We start from the raw sequence: 23,841 nt of genomic DNA, 5'->3' as shown, positions 1-23,841 counted from the left end.
TTGAAAATAAAATATTGATTTTAGCATTTATTTTGTAAATTTTAAATAATAAAATTAAGCTTTATGGTTTTTTAATTTATATAAATTATCTAACAATTTTGCTTCTTCTCCTAAGCCCTTGCTATGATAAAATTTTAAATTTTTACCAAGATATTTTTGCTCTACCCAGCCACCAAAATCATGTGGATAAAGATAGTTTTGTTTTTCTTGATGATTGTTGTTAAGATAATTAGGTATTTCTAAAGCTTCATTATTTTTTACATAGTTTAAAGCTTCATTGATAGCTTTGTAGCTTGCATTGGATTTGATTGTGCTTGCTAAATAAACTACGCATTGGGCTAGGATAATTCTTGCTTCAGGATAACCTATATTTTTAACAGCATCTAGAGTCGAAACTGCTAAATTTAAAGCATTTGGATCGGCATTTCCGACATCTTCACTTGAAAAAATCACCAAACGCCTAGCGATAAAATCCGCACTTTCTCCTGCATCAATAAGTCTTGCAAGATAATAAATAGCTGCATCAACGTCACTTCCGCGTAAACTTTTTATCATTGCACTTGCTAAAATATAATGTGTATCTTTTGAGCTAACACCTTCACTATTTATGGTGTTGCGAAGTTTTTTAAGATTTTCAAGACTGATATGTTTTTCATCTAAAACCAAGACAAATTCAAGCAAATTTAGCATAGCTCTTGCATCAGCACTTTTAAGTAGAAAATCTTTAGCTTCTTTATCAATACTAAATTTCATTTTTTCCTGTACGCGTAAGAGTAAAGTTTCAAGTTCCTTTGCCCCTAAAGATTTAAATTCAAAAAGCATGGAACGACTTCTTATACCAGAACTTAAAACAAAATAGGGATTTTCAGTGCTTGCACCAATTAAAATTAAACGGTAATTTTCCATAGGAATTAAAAGCATTTCTTGTTGGGTTTTGCTAAGGCGGTGAATTTCATCAATAAAAATTAAAGGCTTATAAAGACTATTTTTATAATTATCTAAAATTTTTCTTAGTTCTTCGAGTTTAAAATTTCCTCCATCAAATTCATAAAAATCTAAGCCAAATTCTTTTGCTACAACTCTAGCAAAAGTTGTTTTTCCAGAACCTGCTGTTCCAAAAAAAATACTATGAGGAAGTTTTTGTAAAGCAGTAAATTTTTTGAAAATTTCTATAAGCTCATATTGTCCTAAAATATCATCAAAATTTTCAGGGCGAAAGGTCAAAGCTAGGCTCATTAATTTAAATCCATATTTGAAAATTCACTACCATTAATTTTTAGTTGAGGATTGGCCAAGCTATCATAAGATAAATTTAGAAAAAAGTTATTATTTTCTTTTAAAAAATATTGATTTAAACCTCCATAATCCTTTGTCCAAGGAAAAATTTCATCAGGCTCGTCTGAACTGATAACTTGTAATTTTGCTTGATAAGAGTTGTTAATATTTAAATTGCCTTGTAAACTGATATTTTGTTTATTTTTTTCAAGGATTAAATTTTGTATTTTTAGATCAAGATTTTTTTGAATAAAATGAGAGATATTGAAATTTGAATTAAAAAATTTGTTTATGGTTATATTAAATTTTGTTTTGTCAAAATTCAAATTCTGACCCAATAAAGATTTAAGATCAATTTCATTGGATTTTCCTTGTATGTTTAAGTTTACTGCTGAATTTTCTTCATTAAAATTTACTTGGTTTTTGCTGTAAAAAGAATTGATTTTATTGTTATCTAGCACAAGATAATCAAAGTTGATCTCTTGTTGGCTATCGCTAAATAAATTTAACTCATAAAATTGTACAGGATTGTTAAAAAATTGTTCGTAATTTAAATTTTGTAATACAAATTTAGTATAAAATTGAGAAAAATTAATCATATCAAAATGTATTTTCATGTTTTTAATTTCTAAATTTTTATTCATTAAAACTTCAATATATCCGCCGTTTATGATGGTATCTCCGCCTTCATTGCTTAAATTTATATCTTTAATATTTAGAAATATTTTAGAGTTATTATCGTGTAATTTGAGAGTAAAAGTTCCTAATTTATTGTTTTTTAACACTTCATCTAAAAAATCAAAAGGATTTGTAAAATTTCCTTTTATAATTTTATTTAAGAAAAAATAATTATTAAATTTAAGGTTGATTTTGGTTGAAAGCTGTGTATGAGAGTGATTTAAAGTAAAACTTCCTTTAGAGGTTAAAAAACCTTTTTTGAAGTAAATATCTGTAATTGTATAATCAGGATTGCTATTTTTAATAAATTTATTAAATAAAAGTTCGTTAGTGTATCCTATATAAAATATATGAATAATAAAACCTAATATAAAACAAAAAACAATAAAAATCCATTTTTTCATTATTTGCCTTAGATGAAAATATAAGTGTTATTTTATAAATTGCTTGTTAAAAAAGAGTTTAAATTTTTATTTAAGAGTAATGAAGTAGTTTGCCGAAGAATGATTTTTATAAATCCCTTGTTAAGGGATTTATATTAATAAGCTTTTTTATAACATTGAATTTCAATTTTTCTAGCTACTGGAATAGCCTGAGTATTTGGTGTAGCAGGTGTTCCATAAGAAATTTTACTTTCTAAAAAATTTCCAACCTGTAAATCTTTAAAAGTTCCATCTTTATCTGTTCCAAAAATACCACAATCATCCATTTCTATTTCGGTATTTGGTAGAACTTTTATAGCCATTTGTCCGCCATAAATAGAGTCAATAAGCAAGGTTTTGTTGTTATCATAAATTTGTGCAATAGTACCTTCAAGTTTTAGACTATCTGCAAAAAGCATTGAGCTAGCTAAAAGTGCTGATGCGAATAAAATACTTTTTTTCATAATTATTTCTCCTTAATGTAAAGTGATGACATTATAAAATTTTTAAGTGAAGTGAATGTGAAATTAAAAATTTTGACTTTCATAAATTAATACGCTTTGATTATTTTCAAAAAAAGTTTGTGGAAAAAGATATAAACCTTCATTAAAAGGAGCTTTGATTAGAGTATATTGAAGATGAAATGGGGTAATGGAGTTAATAGATTGTTCTAAAAAAGTAGTGCAGTAAAAAGCATCTTTATCTGTACTTATGATAAATTTTCTGCCTAAATGTTCCAAATCTTTAGCAACTATTTTTTGTTTGGTTTTTTCATCAAATTTTAATCTTTTAATAGCAATTTTATGACTCAGTTTTAAAAAATCATCCATAGAGCTTAAGATAACTTGGTTTTTAGCATTTTTGTCATCATCTGTTGTAGCATGTATGAGTATAGTTGGAGAAGTTTTAACTACCATAGCGATATGAGAATAAGGGCTTTGACTTAAATTTTCTATTAAAAAACTTTCACTTCCTATTCCTGCACGAAAGACAAGATCACCTATTTCAAGAAAAGGTAGATAGGGTTTTTTGATGATTTGATTTGAAGGATTGGAATTTATAAAGAAACCCAAAATTCCAATCAATAAAAATAAAATTAAGAAAAAATATAAAATTTTATTTAAGTAAAACAAGCCATTTTCTATCTTTTTTAGCAAGAAAAACATTGCTGCTTTGATTATTATCATTGTTAAATAACACTAAAACTCTGATTTTAGCAGAATCTTTATTGATTGTTTTTTCTTCAATTTGAATATCTTTAACACCACCCATTCTTTTTGCTTTGGCTGCATTTTCAGCAACAACTTGAGTGATTTTATCACTAACAAATGTTTTTTCTTCATCGCTTTTAGCTTCGCTAAGATCAATGTAACTCATAACAGATTTAGTATCACCACTGTAAAGATCTTTTGTAAAATTTTTAGCTAAATCTTCAGGATTTGAAGAACCGTAAGCCACTAAAAAAAGGCAACTAAAGCCAAGAAAGAAAGTTTAAAAAATTTCATTTTTTTCTTTTGATAGTATAAATTAAAATATTCATAATTATAGCAAAATAATTCAAAATTATTTTTTTATTCTTGTTTATAATGGTTACATTAGAAAATATATTTTTTTAAAAAGCTATAAATTTAAACACATATAAGTTGGAGTTAAAATATCCTATTTTATTATCGAATAAAAATGATACAAAAGGATAGGATATGGAAATTTTTTTAGCTTTATTGGGTTTTTTCTCGTTAGGATTGATAGTTTGGCTTTTGCTAAAAGATTATACTACTCCAGCATTAGCTTTTATAAGTGTAAGTATTAGTGTAGCTTGTATTTTACTTATTCTTGAACGGCTTGGTTTTGGCGTGGGTGTAGCTTTAGGGGTTAAAGGAGGTGTTTTTGATATTAAAACATTGGTTGTTTTTATTAAAGATGGAGTCAAAAGCGTAACGGATACGGCAGCTTTGTTTGTTTTTTCTATACTCTTTTTTAGTGTTTTAAATGCAAGTGGTTTTTTTACTAAAATTTTAAATGCATTTTTATCAAAAATGAAAGCTAATGTATATCAAGTTTGCATTCTTACTGTTTTTATTGCTGCTGCTGTGCATTTAGATGGTTCAGGTGCTTCTACTTTTCTTATTGTAATACCTGCATTATTACCTATTTATGAGCGTTTAGGTATAAGAAAGACTTCAATGTTATTGATTATTACTTCGGCTATGGGGGTTATGAATGTTATTCCTTGGGGTGGTCCTACTTTAAGAGCGGCTACTAATATAGGAATGGATGCAAATTTGCTTTGGCACCATATTATACCTATTCAGATTGTAGGTTTGGTATTATCCCTTCTTTTGGCAATTTGGATTGCTAAGATAGAAATAAAAAGAGGTGCAGGCGCAGGTAACTTGTCTGGAATAAATTTAAATATAGAAAAAAGCGAACACCATAATGAAAAATGGTTTTGGTTAAATTTACTTGTAGCTATTGGAGTTATTGGGCTTTTAATTAGCGGTATTATTCCTAGTTATATTTGCTTTATGATAGGACTTGCAATAATTTTACCGCTTAATTATCCTAATTTAAAAACAGCTAAAAAAGTTTTAGATCGTGCAAGTGCTGGTGCAATGCTTATGTATATTACTTTAATTGGTGCTGGGATATTAATAGGCGTATTTGATAAAAGTGGTATTATGGAGAAAATGGGTGTTTTGATTTTAAATTTTGTTCCAGATTATTTAGGCGCTTATATTCCTTTGATGGTAGGGATATTGGCTGTTCCAATGGCAATTATTTTTTGTACAGATTCTTATTTTTATGGAGTGATGCCTATAGTTTTGAGTGTAACTAAGGCTTTTGGCGCTGAACCTTTGACTATAGCTATTATCATGGTGATAGCAAGAAATTGTGCGACATTTATTTCTCCTGTTGTGCCTGCAACTTTGCTAGGTTGTGGTTTAGCAGAGGTTAATATTAAAGATCATATCAAAAGAAGCTTTTTTTATATATGGGGTATAAGTATTATTTGCTTGATTTTTGCTGAGGTAGCTGGGATAATATAATTAAAATAAAAGAACTTTTGATTTTTCAATGATTGGTTCATTGTTTTATGATATTTTTGAGTCAAAAATTTATAAAAATATAAGCGTTTTTTTGTATTATTTTATTTTGCTTTAGAGAAAAATTATAAATTTAAACTTATAAGAATATTTTTTAAGTTGAAAGTAAATTTTAAAACGGAGAAATGATGTACAAAAAACAAAATTTACCAGAACTTACCTTAAGGGGTTTGATTTTGGGAAGTATTTTAACTATTATTTTTACAGCTTCAAATGTATATTTGGGGTTAAAAGTGGGACTTACTTTTTCATCATCAATTCCAGCTGTGGTCATCTCCATGGCGGTTTTGAGTCTTTTTAAGACTTCAAATATTTTAGAAAATAATATGGTTCAAACTCAAGCTTCAGCAGCAGGAACTTTATCATCAGTTATTTTTGTTATCCCAGGGCTTTTTATGTGTGGGTATTGGAGTGAATTTCCACTTTGGCAAACTTTTATGATATGTCTTTGTGGTGGCGGACTTGGAGTGCTTTTTACTATACCATTAAGAAGGACTATGGTGGTTGAAAGCAAGCTTGCTTATCCTGAAGGTAGAGCCGCAGCTGAAATTTTAAAAGTAGCCAATAAAGATCAGAGTAGTAAAAAAGGAAAACAAGGCATTAAAGAAATAGCATTAGGCTCTTTTATAGCTGCTATTTTTAGTTTGTTAAGCAATGGTTTTAAACTCGCTGCAAGTGAGAGTAATTTTGCTTTTATTTGGAATAAAATGGCTTTTGGTTTTTCTATGGGATATTCTTTGGCACTTTTAGGGGCAGGTTATTTAGTTGGTTTAGCAGGTGCTATAGCTCTTTTTGTAGGTATGTTTTTAGCTTGGGGTATTTTTACTCCCTATCTTTCAAATTTTGAATTCGATAGTACAAAAAATGCCGTAGATTTAGCTTCTAGTGTATGGAGTTCTAAAGTAAGGCTTATAGGAACAGGAGCTATTGCTATAGCAGCGCTTTGGACTTTAATAGAACTTTTAAAACCCGTTATTGAGGGTATTAAAGAAATTGTTAAAAATGTTAAAATTACTAATCAAGAAAAAAATGAAAGAACAAATATAGACCTTTCTTTAAAAAGTATTTTTATACTTTTTGTTTTAATGGTTGTGGGTTTATTTATTACTTTTTATAGTTTTGTTGAAGATGCTAACTTAAGTATTTATTATCAAATGCTATTTTCATTTGTTGGAACTTTAGTTTCTGTTTTAATAGGTTTTTTTGTTGCAGCAGCTTGCGGATATATGGCAGGACTTGTAGGATCTTCTTCTAGTCCTATTTCTGGAATCGGACTTATTGGTGTTATTATTTCTTCTATTGTTTTTTTGGTTTTAGGTGTGGAACTTTTTCAAGATCCTATGCTTTCTAAATTTGCAGTAGCATTAGCTATTTTTACTACTAGTGTTATTTTAGCTACAGCTGCTATTTCGAATGATAATTTACAAGATTTAAAGACAGGACATTTAGTCGGAGCTACTCCTTGGAAACAACAAGTTGCTTTACTTGTAGGCTGTGTTTTTGGTGCTTTGGCTATAGTTCCTGTTTTAAATTTGCTTTATCAAGCCTATGGTTTTGTCGGAGCAATGCCAAGAGAAGGTATGGATGCTTCATCAGCTTTAGCAGCACCGCAAGCAAATTTAATGAGCACTATCGCCCAAGGAATTTTTCATCACAATATAGAGTGGGGTTATATGGCTTTTGGTGTATTTGTAGGAATTTTAATGATTATTATAGATAAAATTTTAAAAGGAACACAGAAAATGTCTTTGCCGCCTTTAGCCGTTGGAATAGGTATTTACCTTCCCCCTGCTGTAAATATACCTTTAGTTATAGGCGGAATTTTAAAATATATTGTAATGCAACACTTGACTAAAAAATATGCAAAAAATTCTCATAAAGAAGAAAAACTTGCAAGTTGTGAGCAAAGAGGCACGCTTTTTGCTTCAGGGCTTATAGTGGGTGAAAGTATTTTTGGGGTAATTATCGCAGGAATTACTGTATTTTCAGTAAGTATGGGTGGTAGTAAAAATCCTTTAGCTTTAAATTTAGCAAATTTTCATGATAGCGAGCTTTTCGCACTTATCTTTTTTGTGGGAGTTGTATTATATTTCATTAAGCGTATTGTTAAAAAAGATGCTTAATTTTTGGGGTTAAAACCCCATTTAATCCATTCTGATATAATTTTTCTTTTGCAATTATCATTCAAGGATTAAAATGGAAAATTTATATGCTTTAATACTTGGAATTATAGAAGGTCTGACTGAGTTTTTACCTATTTCTTCAACAGGACATATGATTTTAGGTACGACTATTTTAGGTATCGATATAGATGAGTTTTGGAAAAGCTTTTTGATTATCATCCAGCTTGGTTCTATTTTGGCGGTCATTTTTGTATTTTGGCGTAAATTGTTTCAAGGGCTTGATATTTGGTTAAAACTTGCAGTTGGATTTTTTCCTACCGGAGTTATAGGGCTTTTTGTGGCAAAATACTTAAATGCTTTATTTAATGGTTGGGTTGTGGTTGGAATGCTCATTTTTGGCGGTGTTGTGTTTATTCTTATAGAACTTGCACATAAAAATAAACAATATCGTATCAATTCTTTAGAAGAAATAAGTTTTAAACAAGCTTTTTGCATAGGTATTTTTCAATCTTTAGCCATGATTCCTGGTACTTCAAGAAGTGGAGCAAGTATTATTGGTGGACTTTTGCTAGAATTTAATAGAAAAGTTGCGGCTGAGTTTAGTTTTTTGCTTGCCATTCCAACGATGATTATCGCTACAGCTTATAGCATTTATAAAGAGCCTGAGCTTCTTGGCAATGCAAATTCTTTAATTCCTTTAGGCATAGGTTTTATCACTGCTTTTATTGTTGCAGTTTTAGTTATAAAATTTTTCTTAAAATTTATTTCTAAATTCGACTTTATCCCTTTTGGAATTTATCGTATTATTTTAGGATTTGTTTTCTTTTATTTGTATTATAGTGGGATTTTAAATGCTGGAAGTGAATTTAAGCTATAAATAAATATTAAATTTATTCTAAGATTTTTTTAAAAATAAGCTGAATTTCAAAAATAATTAAGTCTTAGAAAGTTAAAATTAGAACTTTATAAACACTCACAGGGTAAGTGAGCGACAAAGGGTTAAAAATATGGAAAAAGAAGTTATTGCGTATTTGGACAATGAGACAATAATTGACTCTCAAAGTGTGAAAAATACAAATTTAAAAGAAATTTATTTTGATAATTCTAAAGAAAGTTTAGAAGTAATCCGTCATTCTTGTGCGCATTTAATGGCACAGGCGATTAAGAGTTTGTATCCTGAAGCTAAATTTTTCGTTGGTCCTGTTATAGAAGATGGATTTTATTATGATTTTCGTGTGGAAAGTAAGATTGGCGAAGAAGATTTGGTAAAAATTGAAAAAAAGATGAAAGAACTTGCTGAAGCAAAGATTGAAATTTCAAAATATGAAATCACAAAAAGCGAAGCTTTGGCTAAATTTCAAAATGATGATTTAAAACAAGAAGTTTTATTGCGTATTCCTGATAGAGCTGTAAGTATTTATAAACAAGGTGAATTTGAAGATTTGTGTCGTGGTCCTCATGTGCCAAATACGAAATTTTTACGCTTTTTTAAACTCACTCGTGTTGCAGGAGCGTATTTGGGTGGCGATGAAAAAAGAGAAATGCTTACTCGAATTTATGGAACTGCTTTTGCAGATAAGGAAAGTTTAAAAGAGTATTTAACCATTATTGAAGAAGCTAAAAAACGCGATCATAGAAAGCTTGGAACAGAGCTTAAGCTTTTTACTTTTGATGATGAGATCGGAGGAGGTCTTCCTATTTGGTTGAGTAATGGTGCAAGACTTAGATCTAAACTTGAACATATGCTTTATAAGATCCATCGTTTACGTGGTTATGAGCCTGTGCGTGGGCCTGAACTTTTAAAAGCAGATGCATGGAAAATCAGTGGGCATTATGCAAACTATAAAGAAAATATGTATTTTACACAAATTGATGAACAAGAATATGGCATTAAGCCTATGAACTGTGTGGGACATATTAAAATTTATCAAAGTGATGTAAGAAGTTATCGTGATTTGCCTTTGAAATTTTTTGAATACGGCGTGGTACATCGTCATGAAAAAAGTGGCGTTTTGCATGGACTTTTTAGAGTGAGAGAATTCACTCAAGATGATGCACATATTTTTTGTATGCCAAGTCAGATTAAAGAGCAGGTTTTAGAAATTTTAGCTTTTGTGGATAATTTGATGAAATTATTTGATTTTAGCTATGAAATGGAAATTTCAACTAAACCTGAAAAAGCCATAGGTGATGATGAAATTTGGGAAATAGCGACTAAGGCTTTAAAAGAAGCTTTAGATGAACAAGGTTTAAAATACGGTATTGATGAAGGTGGCGGGGCTTTTTATGGGCCAAAGATTGATATTAAAATCACCGATGCTTTAAAAAGAAAGTGGCAATGCGGAACCATACAAGTAGATTTTAACCTGCCAAGTCGTTTTAAACTTGAATACACTGATAGTGATAATGAAAAAAAACAACCTGTAATGTTGCATCGTGCGATTTTAGGTTCTTTTGAAAGATTTATAGGAATTTTAACCGAGCATTGTGCGGGTGAGTTTCCATTTTTTATCGCACCAACTGCGGTGGGTATAGTGCCAATAGGCGAAGCACATATTGCTTACGCAAAAGAAATTCAAAAAGAATTATTAGAGCTTAATATCGATAGCGAGGTGTATGAAAAAAATGAGAGCTTAAGTAAAAAAATTCGTATCGCTGAAAAGCAAAAATTACCTATGATTTTAGTTTTAGGCGATGATGAGGTGGCAAAGCGTAGCGTTGCTTTAAGAGATAGAAGAGCTAAAGAACAAAAAAATCTTAGCTTGGACGAATTTATTAAATTAGTTAAGGAGAAAATGAGTGAGGTACACTTTTGAGTAAAGAAAAAGAAGTATTGCTCAATGAAGAAATAAGAGCGGATGAAATCAGATGTGTTGGCGATGATGGCAAAGTTTATGGTATTATCAGTAGTGATGAAGCTTTAGAAATTGCAAATCGTTTAGGACTTGATCTTGTAATGATAGCTGCAGATGCTAAGCCACCTGTTTGCAAGATCATGGACTATGGTAAATTCCGTTATCAACAAGAGAAAAAACAAAAAGAAGCAAAGAAAAAACAAAAAGTGATTGATATAAAAGAAATCAAACTTTCTGTAAAAATTGCTCAAAATGATATTAATTACAAGGTAAAACATGCTTTAGAATTTTTAGAACAAGGTAAGCATGTGAGATTTCGTGTGTTCTTAAAAGGACGTGAAATGGCAACTCCTGAAGCAGGTGTAGCTTTGCTTGAAAAAATTTGGACTATGATAGAAAATGAAGCTAATCGTGACAAAGAGCCAAATTTTGAAGGTCGTTATGTAAATATGCTTGTAACTCCAAAAAAAGCTTAATCCACTTTTGTGGATAAAGCTTTTAAAGGTTTTAAATTTTGAAAGAAAATCCTTCTTTTTTAAAAGAGCAAATTATAACTTATCTTGGAAATAAAAGAGCACTTTTAAGTTTTTTAAATAATGGCTTTAAGGTAGCTAAAAAAGAACTTGGTAAAGATAAATTTAGTTTTTGTGATATATTTAGTGGCTCAGGTGTTGTAAGTCGTTTTGCAAAAGCACACTCAAATTATATTTTAGCCAATGATTTAGAAGATTATTCAAAACTCATCAATGAGTGTTATCTTGCTAATAAAGACAAAGATTTACTTCAAAATATAAAAAAGTATTATAAAAATTTAATCCAAAATTTAGATTTTCAAAAAGGTTTTATCAGTGAGCTTTATGCTCCAAAAGATGATGATGATATTAAAAAAAATGAAAGGGTTTTTTATACTTTTAAAAATGCTTTATATCTTGATACTATAAGGCAAAAAATCGAAAATGAAATTCCAAAAGAATTGAGGCATTTCTTTATAGCTCCTTTGATTTATGAAGCCAGTGTTCATTCAAATACTAGCGGAGTTTTTAAAGGTTTTTATAAGGGTAAGGATGGCATCGGAAAATTTGGTGGCGAAGGACAAAATGCACTTAAACGCATTAAAGGAGAAATAGAGCTTAAAATGCCTATTTTTTCAAATTTTTCTTGTGAATTTGAAGTGATGCAAAAGGATGCAAACATGCTTGCAAAAGAACTTGATTTTTTTGATGTAGTGTATCTTGACCCCCCTTATAATCAGCACCCTTATAGTTCTAATTATTTTATGCTAAATTTAATTGCAAATTATAAAAAACCTGAAGAAATTTCTAAAATCAGTGGCATTCCAAAGGATTGGAACCGCAGTACTTTTAATAAGTCAAAATTTGCCCAAGATGCTTTATTTGAACTTATTAATGATTTAAAAGCAAGAGTGATTTTACTTTCTTATAATTGTGAAGGTTTTGTAAAAAAAGAAATTTTTTTAAAGCGCTTAAGCACTCTTGGAAAATGCCGGATTTTAGAGCAAAAATATAATACTTTTAGAGCTTCTCGCAATCTTAAAAATCGCAATATCCATCTTCATGAGCAACTTTATATTTTAGTTAAAAATTAGTTTTTCGTGCTAAAATTGCACTTAAAAATGAGGAGGGATTTATGAAACTAAAATTATCTTTTTGTACATTAATGGCATTTGGTTTTTCTAACTATCTTTTTGCTTCAGCTATTGATCCAAAGTTATTTTCAAGAATATCTTGATTTTGCCAGTAATAAAGGCAAATTTCAAGTAGGTCAAATTGGCTTTTAAATTTTAGCAAAAAATCCTAGTCAAAATATCTCTTTTAATGTGCCTATGATTGATTTTTCTACTTCAAATCGTGGAGGAAAATTCCAAGGAGAATTTACCAATATAGGACAATCTTATATAGTCAGCGCTTCTCATATGAGTACAAGTTTAAATACTGGGAAGTAAATAAAGACTATGTGAAACAAGGTAGTGTTTTACACTTTGGAGGGGTAGCAAATAGAATCGTAAGCTCAAGTGATAATTTTACTTATAAAAAAGAAAATGTGGATTTTGCTGTTTTAAAAATGAGTAAGATTAGTCTCAATAAAAGTGCAAATTTGAGTAAAGATTTAAATCTTATTGAAAAAATTCTGGCGATGGTGGAGATATTTATGAATACAAGGATCCATTTTGGGATAGTTGTCAAAGTGGAAAATGTGATTATTCAAAAGGTAAAGGCAAGCTTTTTGATAGTTCGGGTTATGAGTACTTTGCAAGAGAGGGAAGTGGTATTGTAGCTTTAGGTTTTGAAGATACAAATAAAGTACCCATTAAGATTTTTGATTCTAATGAAATCAATTTAGGAGGTTTTGTCGGTTTAACTCCTAAAAATACTGAAGATAAGCGTTTTAAGTTGCAATTTCTTAATTATACCAATGATAAAAGAAATCCTTTTACAAGTTCTTCAATATCCGGGGATTCTGGAAGTAGAGTTTATGTTTATGATAAGATGGATAAAAAATGGTATTTAGTAGGTGTAGTAAGTACGAGTAATTGTAATGTCCATTTTACTATGGATATACTTGTTTGCAGGTTGATTATGCTTTGATCAATCAAGCAAAGATCAATGAATTTTAAAATGCTCATAAAGTAGTCATAGGATCTGGAACTTATACACTTAGTAGCGATGGTTTGATGAAAGATGGTAAAAAAATAGAAAATGTAAGTTTGATTTCTAAGACTAATGTGGGTTATGTAAGCTATAAAAATTCTTTTGATGATAAAATAATTGTGATAAGAGAATTGAAGAAATGCAAAATAGCAAGGATTTGTATTTTTCTCAAAATGGAAGTATAAATTTAAATAGCGATGTGGATTTAGGCGCTAGTGTTTTAAATTTGATAAAAATTCAAATTGGCAAATAACAGGCGATAAATGGCTTATACATGGCGGAATTTATGCTGATAAGGGTTCAAGGTAGAATATAATGTTAAAACCAAAAAAGATGATTTTCTTTAATAAAATGGGTGAAGGAGAGCTTGTTGTCAAAAGTCAAAGTGTGGATACAGGACTTAGAATGGGTGAGGACCAAGGTAAGTCTTGAGGGTGAAGGTTTAAGTTTTAGCGAAATTTATATGAATGGCAGAACTTTGGATTTATCAGGCTTAACATTAAATTTTGATCAAATTAAAACTGACTCTAATAATGTTTTTATCACAAGTTCTTAATCAGGAATACATTTAAATTTAGAAAACAAGCAAGATTATCTTTATCATGGCAATATCTTTTCAGATGAAGCTGTAACAATGAGTGCCAATACAGACAAAGCTTTGATTTTTGATGGTAATATTTACAATAAAGAAGGTGTTTTTAGGACAGAAAATGCCAAGTTAAATTTTCAAGGACATGCTAGAATACACGCTTATGTAAGCAAAGAACAAGCTAAAAAACTTCAAGAACATGGTTTAAGTGCTTTAACTAAGCCTGTAAGTTTTACACAAGAAGATTGGGAAGATAGGGTTTTTGTTTTAAAAGAGCTTAATTTAGAAAAAAAGCGAGTTTTATTTAGGGCGTAATGTAAGCTTAAAAGTAGAAAACCTTAATGCTAAAAATTCCAAAATAGAGCTTGGAAGTAAAAATTTGTGGATCGATGAAAAAGATGGGGAAAATATTATTGATAAGACTGATGATTATTCTTATGGAGATGTTGTATAAACAGGAGTTGGCAAAGAAATGGCTTTTGAGCAAAAGCTTTAAAATACCCAAAATGCTAAGATAGAAAAGGTTTATTTTAGTGTAAATTTAAATCTTGATCATTCTGATGTTACTTTGCAAAACACATTTTTTAGTGGTAATATCAAAGGTATCAATGATACGCAAAAAAAATCTTGCGATTAAAGATTCTTTGCTTGAGTCTCATATATAAATGAGCAATCTTCAAGTAGAAAAAAGTGCTATTTATAGGAAAGTTGATGCAAAAAAATTAAGTGCAAATAATACAATATTTAAAATCAATGCGGATTTTGAAAATTCTAAATCAGATTATATTAATTCTAAGGAAAGCACACAAGGAGTAAATAATACTTTAGTATTAATTTTTCTTAATAATCCTAGTAAAAAGCGGGTTTAAATATCTTACTAGCTCATTTAAAAGATGAAAATAAACATTTAACAAAGGAATTTTTTACTATGCCAAATGTGAGCAAGGTTTTAGTACGTATACCCCAAATGTTGTTTTTTCTCATAATGAGGAAAATTTTGCCCAGAGTGGAATTTAGAAAAAATTGATTCTAAGATTAAAGATGAATATTTTTTTACTAATGATAATACTCAAGCTATTGTAAAAACTAAATCTATACTTGCTCAAGCTATTTTAGGCTCCATGATAGGAGTGGAATAATATGCATAAAAGAATGGGGGAATTACGCAATAATCCTTATGAAAGTGGTGTATGGTTAAGAACTTTTGGATGGGGTACGAGTGATGAGTATAATAGTGGAAAATACTTTGAAATTCAAAGCGGACATGATAAATTAAACGAGTATTCGAATTTCGAGCTTTACAGTGGAGTAAGGTTTTTATAGTGATTTTGTTTTAGATATATTTATTATCAAAATGAAATAAATGCAAATTTTATTCCAGGAAATCAAGGTAGATTAGATGATAATGATGGTTCGCATAATATTATCTTAAGTGCTGAGTTAGGTTATAGAAAAGCTTATGATAAATTTTATCTTGAGCCGATTTGGAATTTATCAGTGGTTATGTAGGAGCTATGGATCTAAAAGGAGATATTGCTAGTTTAAAACGATTTTCTTATATTCCTTTAGTCGTAAAAACAGCATTTTTCATAGGAAGTCAAAATTAAAATTTAAATTTTAGAACAGGACTTGGTTTGTATGCGGATCCGATTAAAGCAGGAGATCAAATTTTAGAGGATCAAGCAAGTCAGAGAAGATATGAAGGAAAAAAGATCAAAGAATGTTTATAAATTTAGGAAATGATTATAAGCTTAACGATAAAACACGCTTTAATTTTGAATTTGAAAAGACATTTTTTGGCGATTTAAATGTAGATTGGAGTGCAAATGCTAATTTAAGATATAGTTTTTAAATAAAAAATAATTTAAAAATTGTATTTTTATTTTAAGCTTTTTTGTTTATAATACTTGCTTTTACATTTAAAGGATAAAGATGAAAATAAAAGTTGGGATTTTAGGAGCGAGTGGTTATGCGGGAAATGAACTTGTTCGCATTTTGCTTAATCATCCCAAGGTTGAAATTTCTTATTTGGGTTCGAGTTCTAGCGTGGGGCAAAATTATCAAGATCTTTATCCTAACACCCCTTTAAATTTATGTTTTGAAAATAAAAATTTAGATGAACTTGAACTTGATCTTTTGTTTTTGGCTACTCCGCATAAATTTAGTGCTAAACTTTTAAATGAGAATTTATTAAAAAAGATGAAAATCATTGATTTAAGTGCGGATTTTCGTCTTAAAAATCCTAAAGATTATGAGCTTTGGTATAAATTCACTCATCCTAATCAAGAGCTTTTGCAAAATGCGGTTTATGGACTTTGTGAGCTTTATAAAGAAGAGATAAAAAAAGCAAGTTTAGTGGCAAATCCAGGTTGTTATACCACTTGTTCTATCTTAAGTCTTTATCCGCTTTTTAAAGAAAAGATCATTGATTTTAGCTCAGTTATTATTGATGCAAAAAGTGGAGTAAGTGGAGCAGGAAGAAGTGCAAAGGTGGAAAATCTTTTTTGTGAAGTTAATGAAAATATCAAAGCTTATAATTTAGCTTTGCATCGCCATACTCCTGAAATTGAAGAGCATTTAAGCTATGCGGCCAAAGAGAAAATCACTCTACAATTTACCCCTCATCTTGTGCCTATGCAAAGAGGAATTTTAATCAGTGCTTATGCAAATTTAAAAGAGGACTTGCAAGAACAAGATATACGCGATATTTATACAAAATACTATCAAAACAATAAATTCATAAGGCTTTTACCGCCGCAGTCGCTTCCGCAGACTCGGTGGGTTAAATCAAGCAATTTTGCGGATATAAATTTTAGTGTAGATCAACGCACAAAGCGTGTTATTGTGCTTGGTGCTATTGATAATTTAATCAAAGGTGCAGCAGGACAAGCTGTTCAAAATATGAATTTAATGTTTGATTTTGATGAAGATGAAGGACTTAAATTCTTTGCAAATTTGTAAAGGATAAAAATGTTAATACGAGCTATGCAAAAAAGCGATTATGAAGCCGTTTATAAGCTTTGGTGTGAGATAAAAGGCTTTGGGATAAGAAGCATTGATGATAGCAAAGAAAATATAGAAAATTTTTTAGATAGAAACCCAAATCTTAGCGTTGTAGCAGTGATTGATGAAGAAATTGTAGGAAGTATACTTTGCGGGCATGATGGACGCACAGGAGGATTTTATCATGTATGTGTACATAAAGATCATAGAAAAAAGGGCATAGCGCACGAGATGGCAAAATTTTGTCTTGAGGCTTTAAAAGCTCAAAAGATTAATAAAATCGCCTTAATCGCTTTTAAAAACAATGATTTAGGCAATGAGTTTTGGAAACATTATGGTTTTACTTTAAGAGAGGATGCGAATTATTACGATCTTTCTTTAAATGAGTATAATCAAACTAGCTTTAATGCTTAAGGAATGATCATGCAAAAATATTTAGAAAAAGCTAATGTCTTAATCGAAGCTTTGCCTTATATACGCAAATTTAATTCTAAGATTATACTTATAAAATACGGCGGATCAGCTATGGAAAATGAAGAGCTAAAGCATTGTGTGATGCAAGATATAGCTCTTTTAAAACTCGTGGGTTTAAAGCCTATTATTGTACATGGTGGGGGAAAAGATATTTCTGCTATGTGTGAAAAATTAGGCGTAAAGAGTGAGTTTAAAAACGGTCTTAGGGTTAGTGATAAAGCCACTATTGAAGTAGCCAGCATGGTTTTAAATCATATCAATAAAAATTTAGTCCATAGTTTGCAAAATTTAGGAGTTAAAGCCATAGGGCTTTGTGGTAAAGATGGCGCGCTTTTAGAATGTGTGAAAAAAGATGAAAATTTAGCTTTTGTTGGCACGATACAAAAGGTAAATTCGAAAATTTTAGAAGAGCTTTTGGAAAAAGATTTTTTACCTATCATTGCTCCTATTGGCATGGATGAGAATTTTAATACTTATAATATCAACGCTGATGACGCAGCTTGTGCGATCGCTAAGGCTTTAAGGGCTGAAAAACTTGCTTTTTTAACTGATACTGCAGGGCTTTATGAGGATTTTAATGATAAAAATTCTTTAATTTCTAAAATCAGCCTTGAACAGGCTAAAATTTTAGCTCCTAAAATAGAAGGTGGTATGCATGTAAAATTAAAATCTTGCATTGATGCTTGTGAAAATGGAGTCAAAAAGGTACATATTTTAGATGGGCGTGTGAAACATTCTTTGTTGCTTGAGTTTTTTACCGATGAAGGTATAGGCACTTTGGTGGGTTAAAGGATGAAAATGGATTATAAAGAACAAAGTCATATTATCCCTACCTATAAGCGTTTTGATATAGTTTTAGAAAAAGGGCAGGGGGTTTATCTTTTTGACGATAAGGCTAAAAAATATCTTGATTTTTCAAGTGGCATAGGTGTTTGTGCTTTAGGATATAATCATGCTAAATTTAATGCTAAAATCAAAGCGCAAGTGGATAAGCTTTTGCATACTAGCAATTTATATTATAATGAAAATATAGCTGCTGCAGCTAAAAATTTAGCCAAAGCTAGTGCTTTAGAGCGTGTTTTTTTTACAAATTCTGGTACAGAAAGTATAGAAGGAGCGATGAAAACAGCTAGAAAATACGCCTTTAACAAAGGTGTTAAGGGTGGACAATTTATCGCTTTTAAGCATTCTTTTCATGGGCGTACTTTAGGGGCTTTATCGCTTACTGCTAATGAAAAATATCAAAAGCCTTTTAAACCTTTAATTTCAGGGGTTAAATTTGCAAAATATAATGATATTTCAAGCGTTGAAAAACTGGTGAATGAAAAAACTTGTGCCATTATCTTAGAAAGCGTGCAAGGAGAAGGTGGAATAAATCCTGCAAATAAAGATTTTTACAAAGCCTTAAGAAAGCTTTGCGATGAAAAAGATATATTATTAATCGCTGATGAAATTCAATGTGGCATGGGTAGAAGTGGAAAATTTTTTGCCTATGAGCACGCACAAATTTTGCCTGATATCATGACTTCAGCTAAGGCCTTAGGTTGTGGGCTTAGTGTGGGTGCTTTTGTAATAAATCAAAAGGTAGCAAGCAATTCTTTAGAAGCAGGCGATCATGGTAGTACTTATGGTGGAAATCCTTTAGTTTGTGCAGGAGTGAATGCGGTTTTTGAAATTTTTAAAGAAGAAAAAATTTTAGAAAATGTCAATAAACTCACGCCTTATTTAGAGCAAAGTTTAGATGAGTTGATAAATGAATTTGATTTTTGTAAAAAACGTAAAGGCTTAGGGTTTATGCAAGGGCTGAGTCTTGATAAAAGTGTAAAAGTAGCTAAGGTCATTCAAAAATGTCAAGAAAATGCACTTTTATTAATAAGTTGCGGGGAGAATGATTTGAGATTTTTACCTCCTTTGATTTTACAAAAAGAACATATTGATGAAATGAGTGAAAAGTTAAGAAAGGCTCTAAAGAGTTTTTAATAAATTTTGTAAAAAAATTTATTCTTTTCCATCTACTATAGGCACAAATAAACATTCTTCTAAAATTTCTTTTTGTAAATTTGTGCCATTTTTTCTAAGGCGTGTGATGAATTGTTTGCCATTGTGTAAAATAGGAGCGACTAAAATACCGTCATCGCTTAATTGATCAAGTAAAATTTCAGGAATTTGTGTCGCATAAGCAGAAAATAAAATCCTATCATAAGGAGCATAATTTTTCCAGCCATTTTGTCCATCATCAAATTTTACATTGATATTAAAAAGTTCTAATTCTCTGAAAGTTTGAGCGGCTTTTTTGGCTAAATTTTCTATGCGTTCTATGGTAAAAACACGCCTTATGACTTTGCTTAAAATCGCAGCTTGATAGCCACTTCCACAACCTATCTCTAAAATACTATCAGCATTTTTAAAATCTAAAGCCATAGTCATTTTAGCTACAGTTAAAGGTGAACTAATCCATTGAGAATTTGCTAAAGGCAAAGCATCAAGGCGATAAGCATGGGCTTTTAAAGGAGAAAAAATTTCACGTGGAATTTGACAAAAAGCATTAAAAAGTTCTTCATTGATAAAAACTTTTTGTGCAATTTCTTCAGCCATATTTTGACATCTTTTTTGTTCAAATGCGTTCATTACTTCTCCTATAAATTTAAATAAAAATTGTAACTAAAAAAGTTGAAATAGAGTTAAACTTAGCTATACTTAAATAAAAAGGAAAAAAATGCTTATAAAATTTAAAAATCATAGTCCCAAACTAGGTCAAAATGTTTTTGTTGCAGAGGGCGCTAAAATCATAGGAGAAATAGAAATAGGAGATGAAAGTAGTATTTGGTTTAATTGTGTTTTAAGAGCCGATGTTAATTTTATAAAAATTGGCAAAAGAACCAATATTCAAGATCTTAGCACAGTTCATGTTTGGCATAGGGAATTTGATGAAAAAGGAAAGTTAAAAGATGCTGGTTTTCCTACAATAATAGGAGATGATGTAACTATAGGACATAATTGCGTTATCCATGCTTGTGTGATAAAAAATCGTGTTTTAATCGGAATGAATGCTGTTATCATGGATAATGCTTTGATAGAAGAAGATAGCATAGTGGGTGCTGGAAGCGTTGTAACAAAGGGTAAAAAATTTCCGCCACGCTCTTTGATACTTGGAAATCCTGCAAAATTTGTGCGTGAATTAAACGATGAAGAAGTCAGCTTTCTAAAACAATCCGCTTTAAATTATGTGGATTTTAAAAACGAGTTTTTAAAAGATCTTCAGTGATATTTTGAAGTTTAGGCGAGAGTTTTACTTCAAATTTCACAAAACGATCAAGATCTAAAAAACTCTCATCGAGTTTTGAAATTTGCTCTTTTGTATAATCTTGAATAGTATTTAAAGATGACTTTTTAAGAAGTCTTTTTTCTTTGTAGACTAATTCTAAAAGTTCTTTGCGTTCTAAATTTTCATCTTGATTTGGGTTTTCGTCAAAAACATAAAGTTCATCAAAAAGGATTTTTTGCGTGTTTTTATCATAAACTCTAAAAAGCTTTTTAAAATGAGGTAGGGTTGATTTTTCGTTATTTTCGCTGATTTTGATTTTAGGTTTTATGCCTTGATCTTCTAAGGCTGCGAGTTTATAAACACAACTAAAAATAGGGTCACTTGAAGCAGTGATCAATCTTTCACCTACACCAAAGATATCAATAGGTGCATTTTGTTCTTTGAGTTTTTTAATGCTCCATTCATCAAGTGCGTTAGAAACTATGATTTTACATTTTTGAAGTCCTGCTTGATCAAGCTCTTGTCTGATTTTCAAACTCAACTCAAGTAAATTTCCAGAATCTATTCTCACGCCGCCTTCTTGAATACCAAATTCTTTAAAAACTTTAATCGCATTTTTAAGTCCGCTATTTAGACAATCATAAGTATCAATCAAAAAAACAGGATTTTTTGGATAAATTTTCACATAAGCTTTAAAAGCTTCAAGTTCATTTTCAAACATTTGCACCCAAGAATGTGCCATAGTTCCATTGATAGGGATATTATAAATTTTTCCTGCTAAAGTACAAGCACTTCCTATGCAACCTCCTATAAAAGCTGCTCTTGCTCCTTTTAAGGCTGCTTCACTTCCTTGTGCTCTGCGTGAACCAAATTCTAAAATTTTACTGTCTTTAGCTGCACGCACGATACGATTGGTTTTGGTAGCAATAAGGCTTTGGTGGTTTAAACTTAAAAGTAAAAAAGTTTCTAAAAGCTGTGCTTCTATGGTTGTAGCTTTAATACATAGCAAAGGTTCGTTTGGAAAAATCACTTCTCCTTCACGCATAGCATAAATTTCACCCTTAAATTTAAAGTTAGCTAAAAAATCTAAAAATTCTGTATCAAAAATACCTTGTTTTCTTAAAAATTCTATATCTTCTGCATCAAAACTCAAATTTTCAACAAAGTCTAAAATATCTTCAAGACCTGCAAAAATAGCAAAAGATCCTGAATCTGGAATTTTTCTAAAAAATATATCAAAATAACAAATTTGATCTTTTTTATTGTTTTTGAAATAGCCTTGAGACATTGTAAATTCATAAAAATCACAAAGCAAGGCTAAAGAAGTTTTAGAAGTCATCAAAGCTTATACTACCCTTAGAATAATTCGTTACTTTACTTTCAAAGAAATTGCTCTTTTGATCGTTAAATTTTGAAAAATCATCTACCCATTTAATAGGATGTTTTGCATTATATAACTTATCTAAATTGATCGCACTTAATCTTTGATCTACAAGATAATGGATATATTCTTCTATGATATCATCAGTAAAGCCCATGATTTGATTTTGAGTGATGTATTTACCCCATTTGATCTCAAGATCTCCAGCTTTTTTAAACATATCATAAATTTTATTGATATTTTCATCATGGAATAAATCAGGTCTTTCTTTGCGTACTGAATTGATCATATTTTGAAATAATAAAAGATGTGTGATTTCATCTCTTTGGATAAAGCGGATCATTTGTGCTGAACCTAGCATTTTTCCTGCACGTGCAAGTGCGTAAATGGCAGTAAAACCACTATAAAAATATACTCCTTCTAAAATTTGATTTGCCACCATAGCCAAAAGAAGTTTATTATCATCTACATCGCCTGCTAATTCTTCATAAATACTTGAAATAAAGTCATTTTTTTCACGCAAAGTTTCATCATGCTTTTCCATTTCATAAATCAAATCTGTATTATCGCAAATCGCTTCTACCATAACAGCGTAAGATTTTGAATGGTTTGCCTCTTCATAAGCTTGGCGTGCCAAAACCGCATTGATTTCAGGAGCTGTGATGTAAGGGTTGATATTATCTGCTAAATTATTGGTTTGGAAACTATCCATAGAAATAAGCTGACTCCAAACCAAATCATACATTCTTTTTTCACCTGCAGTTAAATTACAGCGATAATCAAGTGCATCTTTAGTTGTATCCACTTCTTTTGGAAACCAAGTATTTGCCTCCATTAAATCCCAAAGTTTTAAAGCCCAAGTATATTTTGCCTTAGTGAAATTTAAAATTCCATGTGGGTTGCCATCAAAAACTTTACGATCTCCTAGGGTTTCGTTTGAACTTGGATTGTAAATTCTTTTTCTTTGCATTTTTAACCTTTCTTTATGCTTTAGTAGCTATACAACTTTGAGTTAAAATATCGTGTAAATTTAAACGATCTTTTCTTACAAAACTGACAAATAAACCAAAGAGTAAGCCAAAACTTATAATAAATATCACATATCTTAGTAAAATTCTAAGAAAACTTAGTTTCTTTCCCGTTTTTATATCAATAAGATATAAATCATATGCTTTAAGACCTGGGCTTTGTGCCTTTTTTGTTAAAAAAATAGCTTGAATCAAACCAAATAAAAAAGTACATAAAGTTGTGATAAAATGGTTGTTTAAAAAAGCTTCTTTAGAGCCTAATAAAAAATAAAATAAATACAAAATAGGAACATAAATAAGAAAAATATCTATAAGCAAAGCTCTAAATCTTAGCCATCTAGAGCTAATTTTTGCTTTAGTTTTCATTTAATTTCCACGGCTTCCTGGTTTTATAGCTTTATTCCCTTTTTTACAAAGTGGACAATTTGTTTCATCGTAAATTTCAAATTCAAAATTTCCTAGAGTAAAGAGTGGTAAATTTTCAGGTAATTTCGCATTATCTTTTCTTGGAGATTTTAAATTTTCTACTGCACAAAAACCACGATTTGCCAATGCTGCAAAACCTACAACAATACCACCTAAACTTTCAATGATTTTTGCACTCTCTAAAGCACTACCACCTGTAGTAATGATATCTTCACAAATTATAAATTTTTCACCCTTTTTTACTTCAAAACCACGTCTTAAAGTCATTTCTTTATTTACTCTTTCAGTGAAGATAAAACGTTTACTACAAGCTCTTGCAAGCTCATAACCTGCTAAAATTCCACCTAAAGCAGGAGAGCAAATGCTATCAAATTCTATCTTATAGCTTGCAATAATCTTTGCAAGTTCATCACAAAGTTTTGCTGCTAATTTTGGATCCTCTAAAACTTTTGCACTTTGAAGATAAAACTGCGAATGCTTACCTGAACTTAGTAAAAAATGCCCTTCTAAATAAGCACCACAATCTTTATAAATTTGCTCTAAATTCAT

Annotated in this window: 21 protein-coding genes and 1 pseudogene; 12 read left to right on the top strand and 10 right to left on the bottom strand. The window is 30.2% G+C overall.

The window, feature by feature from the left end; translation table 11 throughout:
- Positions 1-54: 54 nt before the first annotated feature.
- The 5 genes from FBF02_RS00995 to FBF02_RS00975 all read right to left on the bottom strand — a co-directional run bounded on the left by FBF02_RS00995 (position 55) and on the right by FBF02_RS00975 (position 3,833).
- Positions 55-1,236, bottom strand: a complete 1,182-nt coding sequence (locus FBF02_RS00995) for a replication-associated recombination protein A (protein WP_002851835.1) — start codon at positions 1,234-1,236, stop codon at positions 55-57.
- Positions 1,236-2,357, bottom strand: coding sequence for a hypothetical protein (locus FBF02_RS00990; protein WP_002851609.1), 1,122 nt, complete (start codon positions 2,355-2,357; stop codon positions 1,236-1,238). The genes FBF02_RS00995 and FBF02_RS00990 overlap by 1 nt, the downstream gene beginning before the upstream one ends.
- 134 nt (positions 2,358-2,491) lie before the next feature.
- Positions 2,492-2,839: a hypothetical protein gene (locus FBF02_RS00985; RefSeq protein WP_002851849.1), complete on the bottom strand. Its 348-nt coding sequence runs from the start codon at positions 2,837-2,839 to the stop codon at positions 2,492-2,494.
- Between the two features lie 63 nt (positions 2,840-2,902).
- A complete protein-coding gene (locus FBF02_RS00980) occupies positions 2,903-3,508 on the bottom strand; it encodes a YiiX/YebB-like N1pC/P60 family cysteine hydrolase (protein ID WP_002858707.1) in 606 nt (201 codons plus the stop codon).
- On the bottom strand, positions 3,492-3,833 hold the full coding sequence (locus FBF02_RS00975) for a DUF4878 domain-containing protein (protein WP_002851872.1): 342 nt from the start codon (positions 3,831-3,833) through the stop codon (positions 3,492-3,494). Before FBF02_RS00975 ends, FBF02_RS00980 begins: the two co-directional genes overlap by 17 nt.
- A gap of 242 nt (positions 3,834-4,075) precedes the next feature.
- On the opposite strand from FBF02_RS00975, the gene FBF02_RS00970 reads away from it, so the two are divergent.
- The 11 genes and pseudogenes from FBF02_RS00970 (at position 4,076) to FBF02_RS00890 (ending at position 19,172) form a co-directional block, all read left to right on the top strand.
- Positions 4,076-5,422 (top strand): CitMHS family transporter, encoded by a 1,347-nt coding sequence (locus FBF02_RS00970; protein WP_002851832.1) that lies wholly within the window; start codon positions 4,076-4,078, stop codon positions 5,420-5,422.
- Positions 5,423-5,604: 182 nt separating this feature from the next.
- Complete coding sequence (locus FBF02_RS00965) at positions 5,605-7,602, top strand: oligopeptide transporter, OPT family (protein WP_079254409.1); 1,998 nt, start codon at positions 5,605-5,607, stop codon at positions 7,600-7,602.
- A gap of 73 nt (positions 7,603-7,675) precedes the next feature.
- Complete coding sequence (locus FBF02_RS00960; RefSeq protein WP_002836742.1) at positions 7,676-8,479, top strand: undecaprenyl-diphosphate phosphatase; 804 nt, start codon at positions 7,676-7,678, stop codon at positions 8,477-8,479.
- A 130-nt stretch (positions 8,480-8,609) separates the two neighbouring features.
- Positions 8,610-10,418 carry a threonine--tRNA ligase gene (gene thrS / locus FBF02_RS00955; RefSeq protein WP_002858701.1) on the top strand — a complete coding sequence of 603 codons (1,809 nt, stop codon included), beginning with the start codon at positions 8,610-8,612 and terminating at the stop codon, positions 10,416-10,418.
- On the top strand, positions 10,415-10,933 hold the full coding sequence (infC, locus tag FBF02_RS00950; protein ID WP_002851726.1) for a translation initiation factor IF-3: 519 nt from the start codon (positions 10,415-10,417) through the stop codon (positions 10,931-10,933). The genes thrS and infC overlap by 4 nt, the downstream gene beginning before the upstream one ends.
- A 38-nt stretch (positions 10,934-10,971) precedes the next feature.
- Positions 10,972-12,063, top strand: a complete 1,092-nt coding sequence (locus tag FBF02_RS00945) for a DNA adenine methylase (protein WP_002857221.1) — start codon at positions 10,972-10,974, stop codon at positions 12,061-12,063.
- Positions 12,064-12,104: 41 nt separating this feature from the next.
- A pseudogene (locus FBF02_RS08975) lies at positions 12,105-15,567 on the top strand (S6 family peptidase).
- Between the two features lie 80 nt (positions 15,568-15,647).
- Positions 15,648-16,676 (top strand): N-acetyl-gamma-glutamyl-phosphate reductase, encoded by a 1,029-nt coding sequence (gene argC / locus FBF02_RS00905; protein WP_002851634.1) that lies wholly within the window; start codon positions 15,648-15,650, stop codon positions 16,674-16,676.
- Positions 16,677-16,685: 9 nt separating this feature from the next.
- On the top strand, positions 16,686-17,132 hold the full coding sequence (locus tag FBF02_RS00900) for an N-acetyltransferase (RefSeq protein WP_002851934.1): 447 nt from the start codon (positions 16,686-16,688) through the stop codon (positions 17,130-17,132).
- A 3-nt stretch (positions 17,133-17,135) separates the two neighbouring features.
- On the top strand, positions 17,136-17,981 hold the full coding sequence (gene argB / locus FBF02_RS00895) for an acetylglutamate kinase (protein WP_002864194.1): 846 nt from the start codon (positions 17,136-17,138) through the stop codon (positions 17,979-17,981).
- A 3-nt stretch (positions 17,982-17,984) separates the two neighbouring features.
- The gene (locus FBF02_RS00890) at positions 17,985-19,172 is read left to right on the top strand and encodes an aspartate aminotransferase family protein (protein WP_002864195.1); all 1,188 of its coding nucleotides are present in this window, start codon (positions 17,985-17,987) and stop codon (positions 19,170-19,172) included.
- Between the two features lie 18 nt (positions 19,173-19,190).
- Here FBF02_RS00890 and FBF02_RS00885 read toward each other — a convergent pair whose 3' ends face one another.
- Positions 19,191-19,820, bottom strand: a complete 630-nt coding sequence (locus FBF02_RS00885; protein ID WP_002851780.1) for a protein-L-isoaspartate(D-aspartate) O-methyltransferase — start codon at positions 19,818-19,820, stop codon at positions 19,191-19,193.
- 88 nt (positions 19,821-19,908) lie between these two features.
- Between FBF02_RS00885 and FBF02_RS00880 the strand changes: the two genes are divergently transcribed.
- Positions 19,909-20,457, top strand: coding sequence for a gamma carbonic anhydrase family protein (locus FBF02_RS00880; protein ID WP_002851622.1), 549 nt, complete (start codon positions 19,909-19,911; stop codon positions 20,455-20,457).
- Here FBF02_RS00880 and FBF02_RS00875 read toward each other — a convergent pair.
- Genes FBF02_RS00875 through pyrE form a run of 4 tightly spaced genes read right to left on the bottom strand, consistent with a single transcriptional unit; the run spans position 20,426 to position 23,841 of the window.
- Positions 20,426-21,799, bottom strand: coding sequence for a nicotinate phosphoribosyltransferase (locus FBF02_RS00875; protein ID WP_002851910.1), 1,374 nt, complete (start codon positions 21,797-21,799; stop codon positions 20,426-20,428). The two genes, FBF02_RS00880 and FBF02_RS00875, sit on opposite strands and share 32 nt — an antisense overlap.
- Positions 21,786-22,808, bottom strand: coding sequence for a ribonucleotide-diphosphate reductase subunit beta (locus FBF02_RS00870; RefSeq protein ID WP_002851758.1), 1,023 nt, complete (start codon positions 22,806-22,808; stop codon positions 21,786-21,788). Before FBF02_RS00870 ends, FBF02_RS00875 begins: the two co-directional genes overlap by 14 nt.
- 13 nt (positions 22,809-22,821) lie before the next feature.
- On the bottom strand, positions 22,822-23,232 hold the full coding sequence (locus tag FBF02_RS00865) for an RDD family protein (RefSeq protein ID WP_002851998.1): 411 nt from the start codon (positions 23,230-23,232) through the stop codon (positions 22,822-22,824).
- Positions 23,233-23,841 (bottom strand): orotate phosphoribosyltransferase, encoded by a 609-nt coding sequence (pyrE, locus tag FBF02_RS00860; RefSeq protein WP_002851820.1) that lies wholly within the window; start codon positions 23,839-23,841, stop codon positions 23,233-23,235.

It is taken from the genome of Campylobacter sp. CFSAN093226 (genome assembly GCF_012897595.1).
In the GTDB taxonomy this organism is placed as follows: domain Bacteria; phylum Campylobacterota; class Campylobacteria; order Campylobacterales; family Campylobacteraceae; genus Campylobacter_D; species Campylobacter_D jejuni.
This window is presented reverse-complemented; position numbering and strand designations above follow the sequence as displayed.

What these genes read in the sequence shown, in the direction of transcription:
- FBF02_RS00965 (WP_079254409.1), top strand. Translation starts at nt 5,605, where the DNA reads ATGATGTACAAAAAACAAAATTTACCAGAACTTACCTTAAGGGGTTTG.
- FBF02_RS00960 (WP_002836742.1), top strand. Translation starts at nt 7,676, where the DNA reads ATGGAAAATTTATATGCTTTAATACTTGGAATTATAGAAGGTCTGACT.
- FBF02_RS00870 (WP_002851758.1), bottom strand. Translation starts at nt 22,808, where the DNA reads ATGCAAAGAAAAAGAATTTACAATCCAAGTTCAAACGAAACCCTAGGA.
- argC (WP_002851634.1), top strand. Translation starts at nt 15,648, where the DNA reads ATGAAAATAAAAGTTGGGATTTTAGGAGCGAGTGGTTATGCGGGAAAT.
- FBF02_RS00865 (WP_002851998.1), bottom strand. Translation starts at nt 23,232, where the DNA reads ATGAAAACTAAAGCAAAAATTAGCTCTAGATGGCTAAGATTTAGAGCT.
- FBF02_RS00985 (WP_002851849.1), bottom strand. Translation starts at nt 2,839, where the DNA reads ATGAAAAAAAGTATTTTATTCGCATCAGCACTTTTAGCTAGCTCAATG.
- FBF02_RS00885 (WP_002851780.1), bottom strand. Translation starts at nt 19,820, where the DNA reads ATGAACGCATTTGAACAAAAAAGATGTCAAAATATGGCTGAAGAAATT.
- FBF02_RS00890 (WP_002864195.1), top strand. Translation starts at nt 17,985, where the DNA reads ATGAAAATGGATTATAAAGAACAAAGTCATATTATCCCTACCTATAAG.
- pyrE (WP_002851820.1), bottom strand. Translation starts at nt 23,841, where the DNA reads ATGAATTTAGAGCAAATTTATAAAGATTGTGGTGCTTATTTAGAAGGG.
- thrS (WP_002858701.1), top strand. Translation starts at nt 8,610, where the DNA reads ATGGAAAAAGAAGTTATTGCGTATTTGGACAATGAGACAATAATTGAC.
- FBF02_RS00900 (WP_002851934.1), top strand. Translation starts at nt 16,686, where the DNA reads ATGTTAATACGAGCTATGCAAAAAAGCGATTATGAAGCCGTTTATAAG.
- argB (WP_002864194.1), top strand. Translation starts at nt 17,136, where the DNA reads ATGATCATGCAAAAATATTTAGAAAAAGCTAATGTCTTAATCGAAGCT.
- FBF02_RS00880 (WP_002851622.1), top strand. Translation starts at nt 19,909, where the DNA reads ATGCTTATAAAATTTAAAAATCATAGTCCCAAACTAGGTCAAAATGTT.
- FBF02_RS00995 (WP_002851835.1), bottom strand. Translation starts at nt 1,236, where the DNA reads ATGAGCCTAGCTTTGACCTTTCGCCCTGAAAATTTTGATGATATTTTA.
- FBF02_RS00990 (WP_002851609.1), bottom strand. Translation starts at nt 2,357, where the DNA reads ATGAAAAAATGGATTTTTATTGTTTTTTGTTTTATATTAGGTTTTATT.
- FBF02_RS00970 (WP_002851832.1), top strand. Translation starts at nt 4,076, where the DNA reads ATGGAAATTTTTTTAGCTTTATTGGGTTTTTTCTCGTTAGGATTGATA.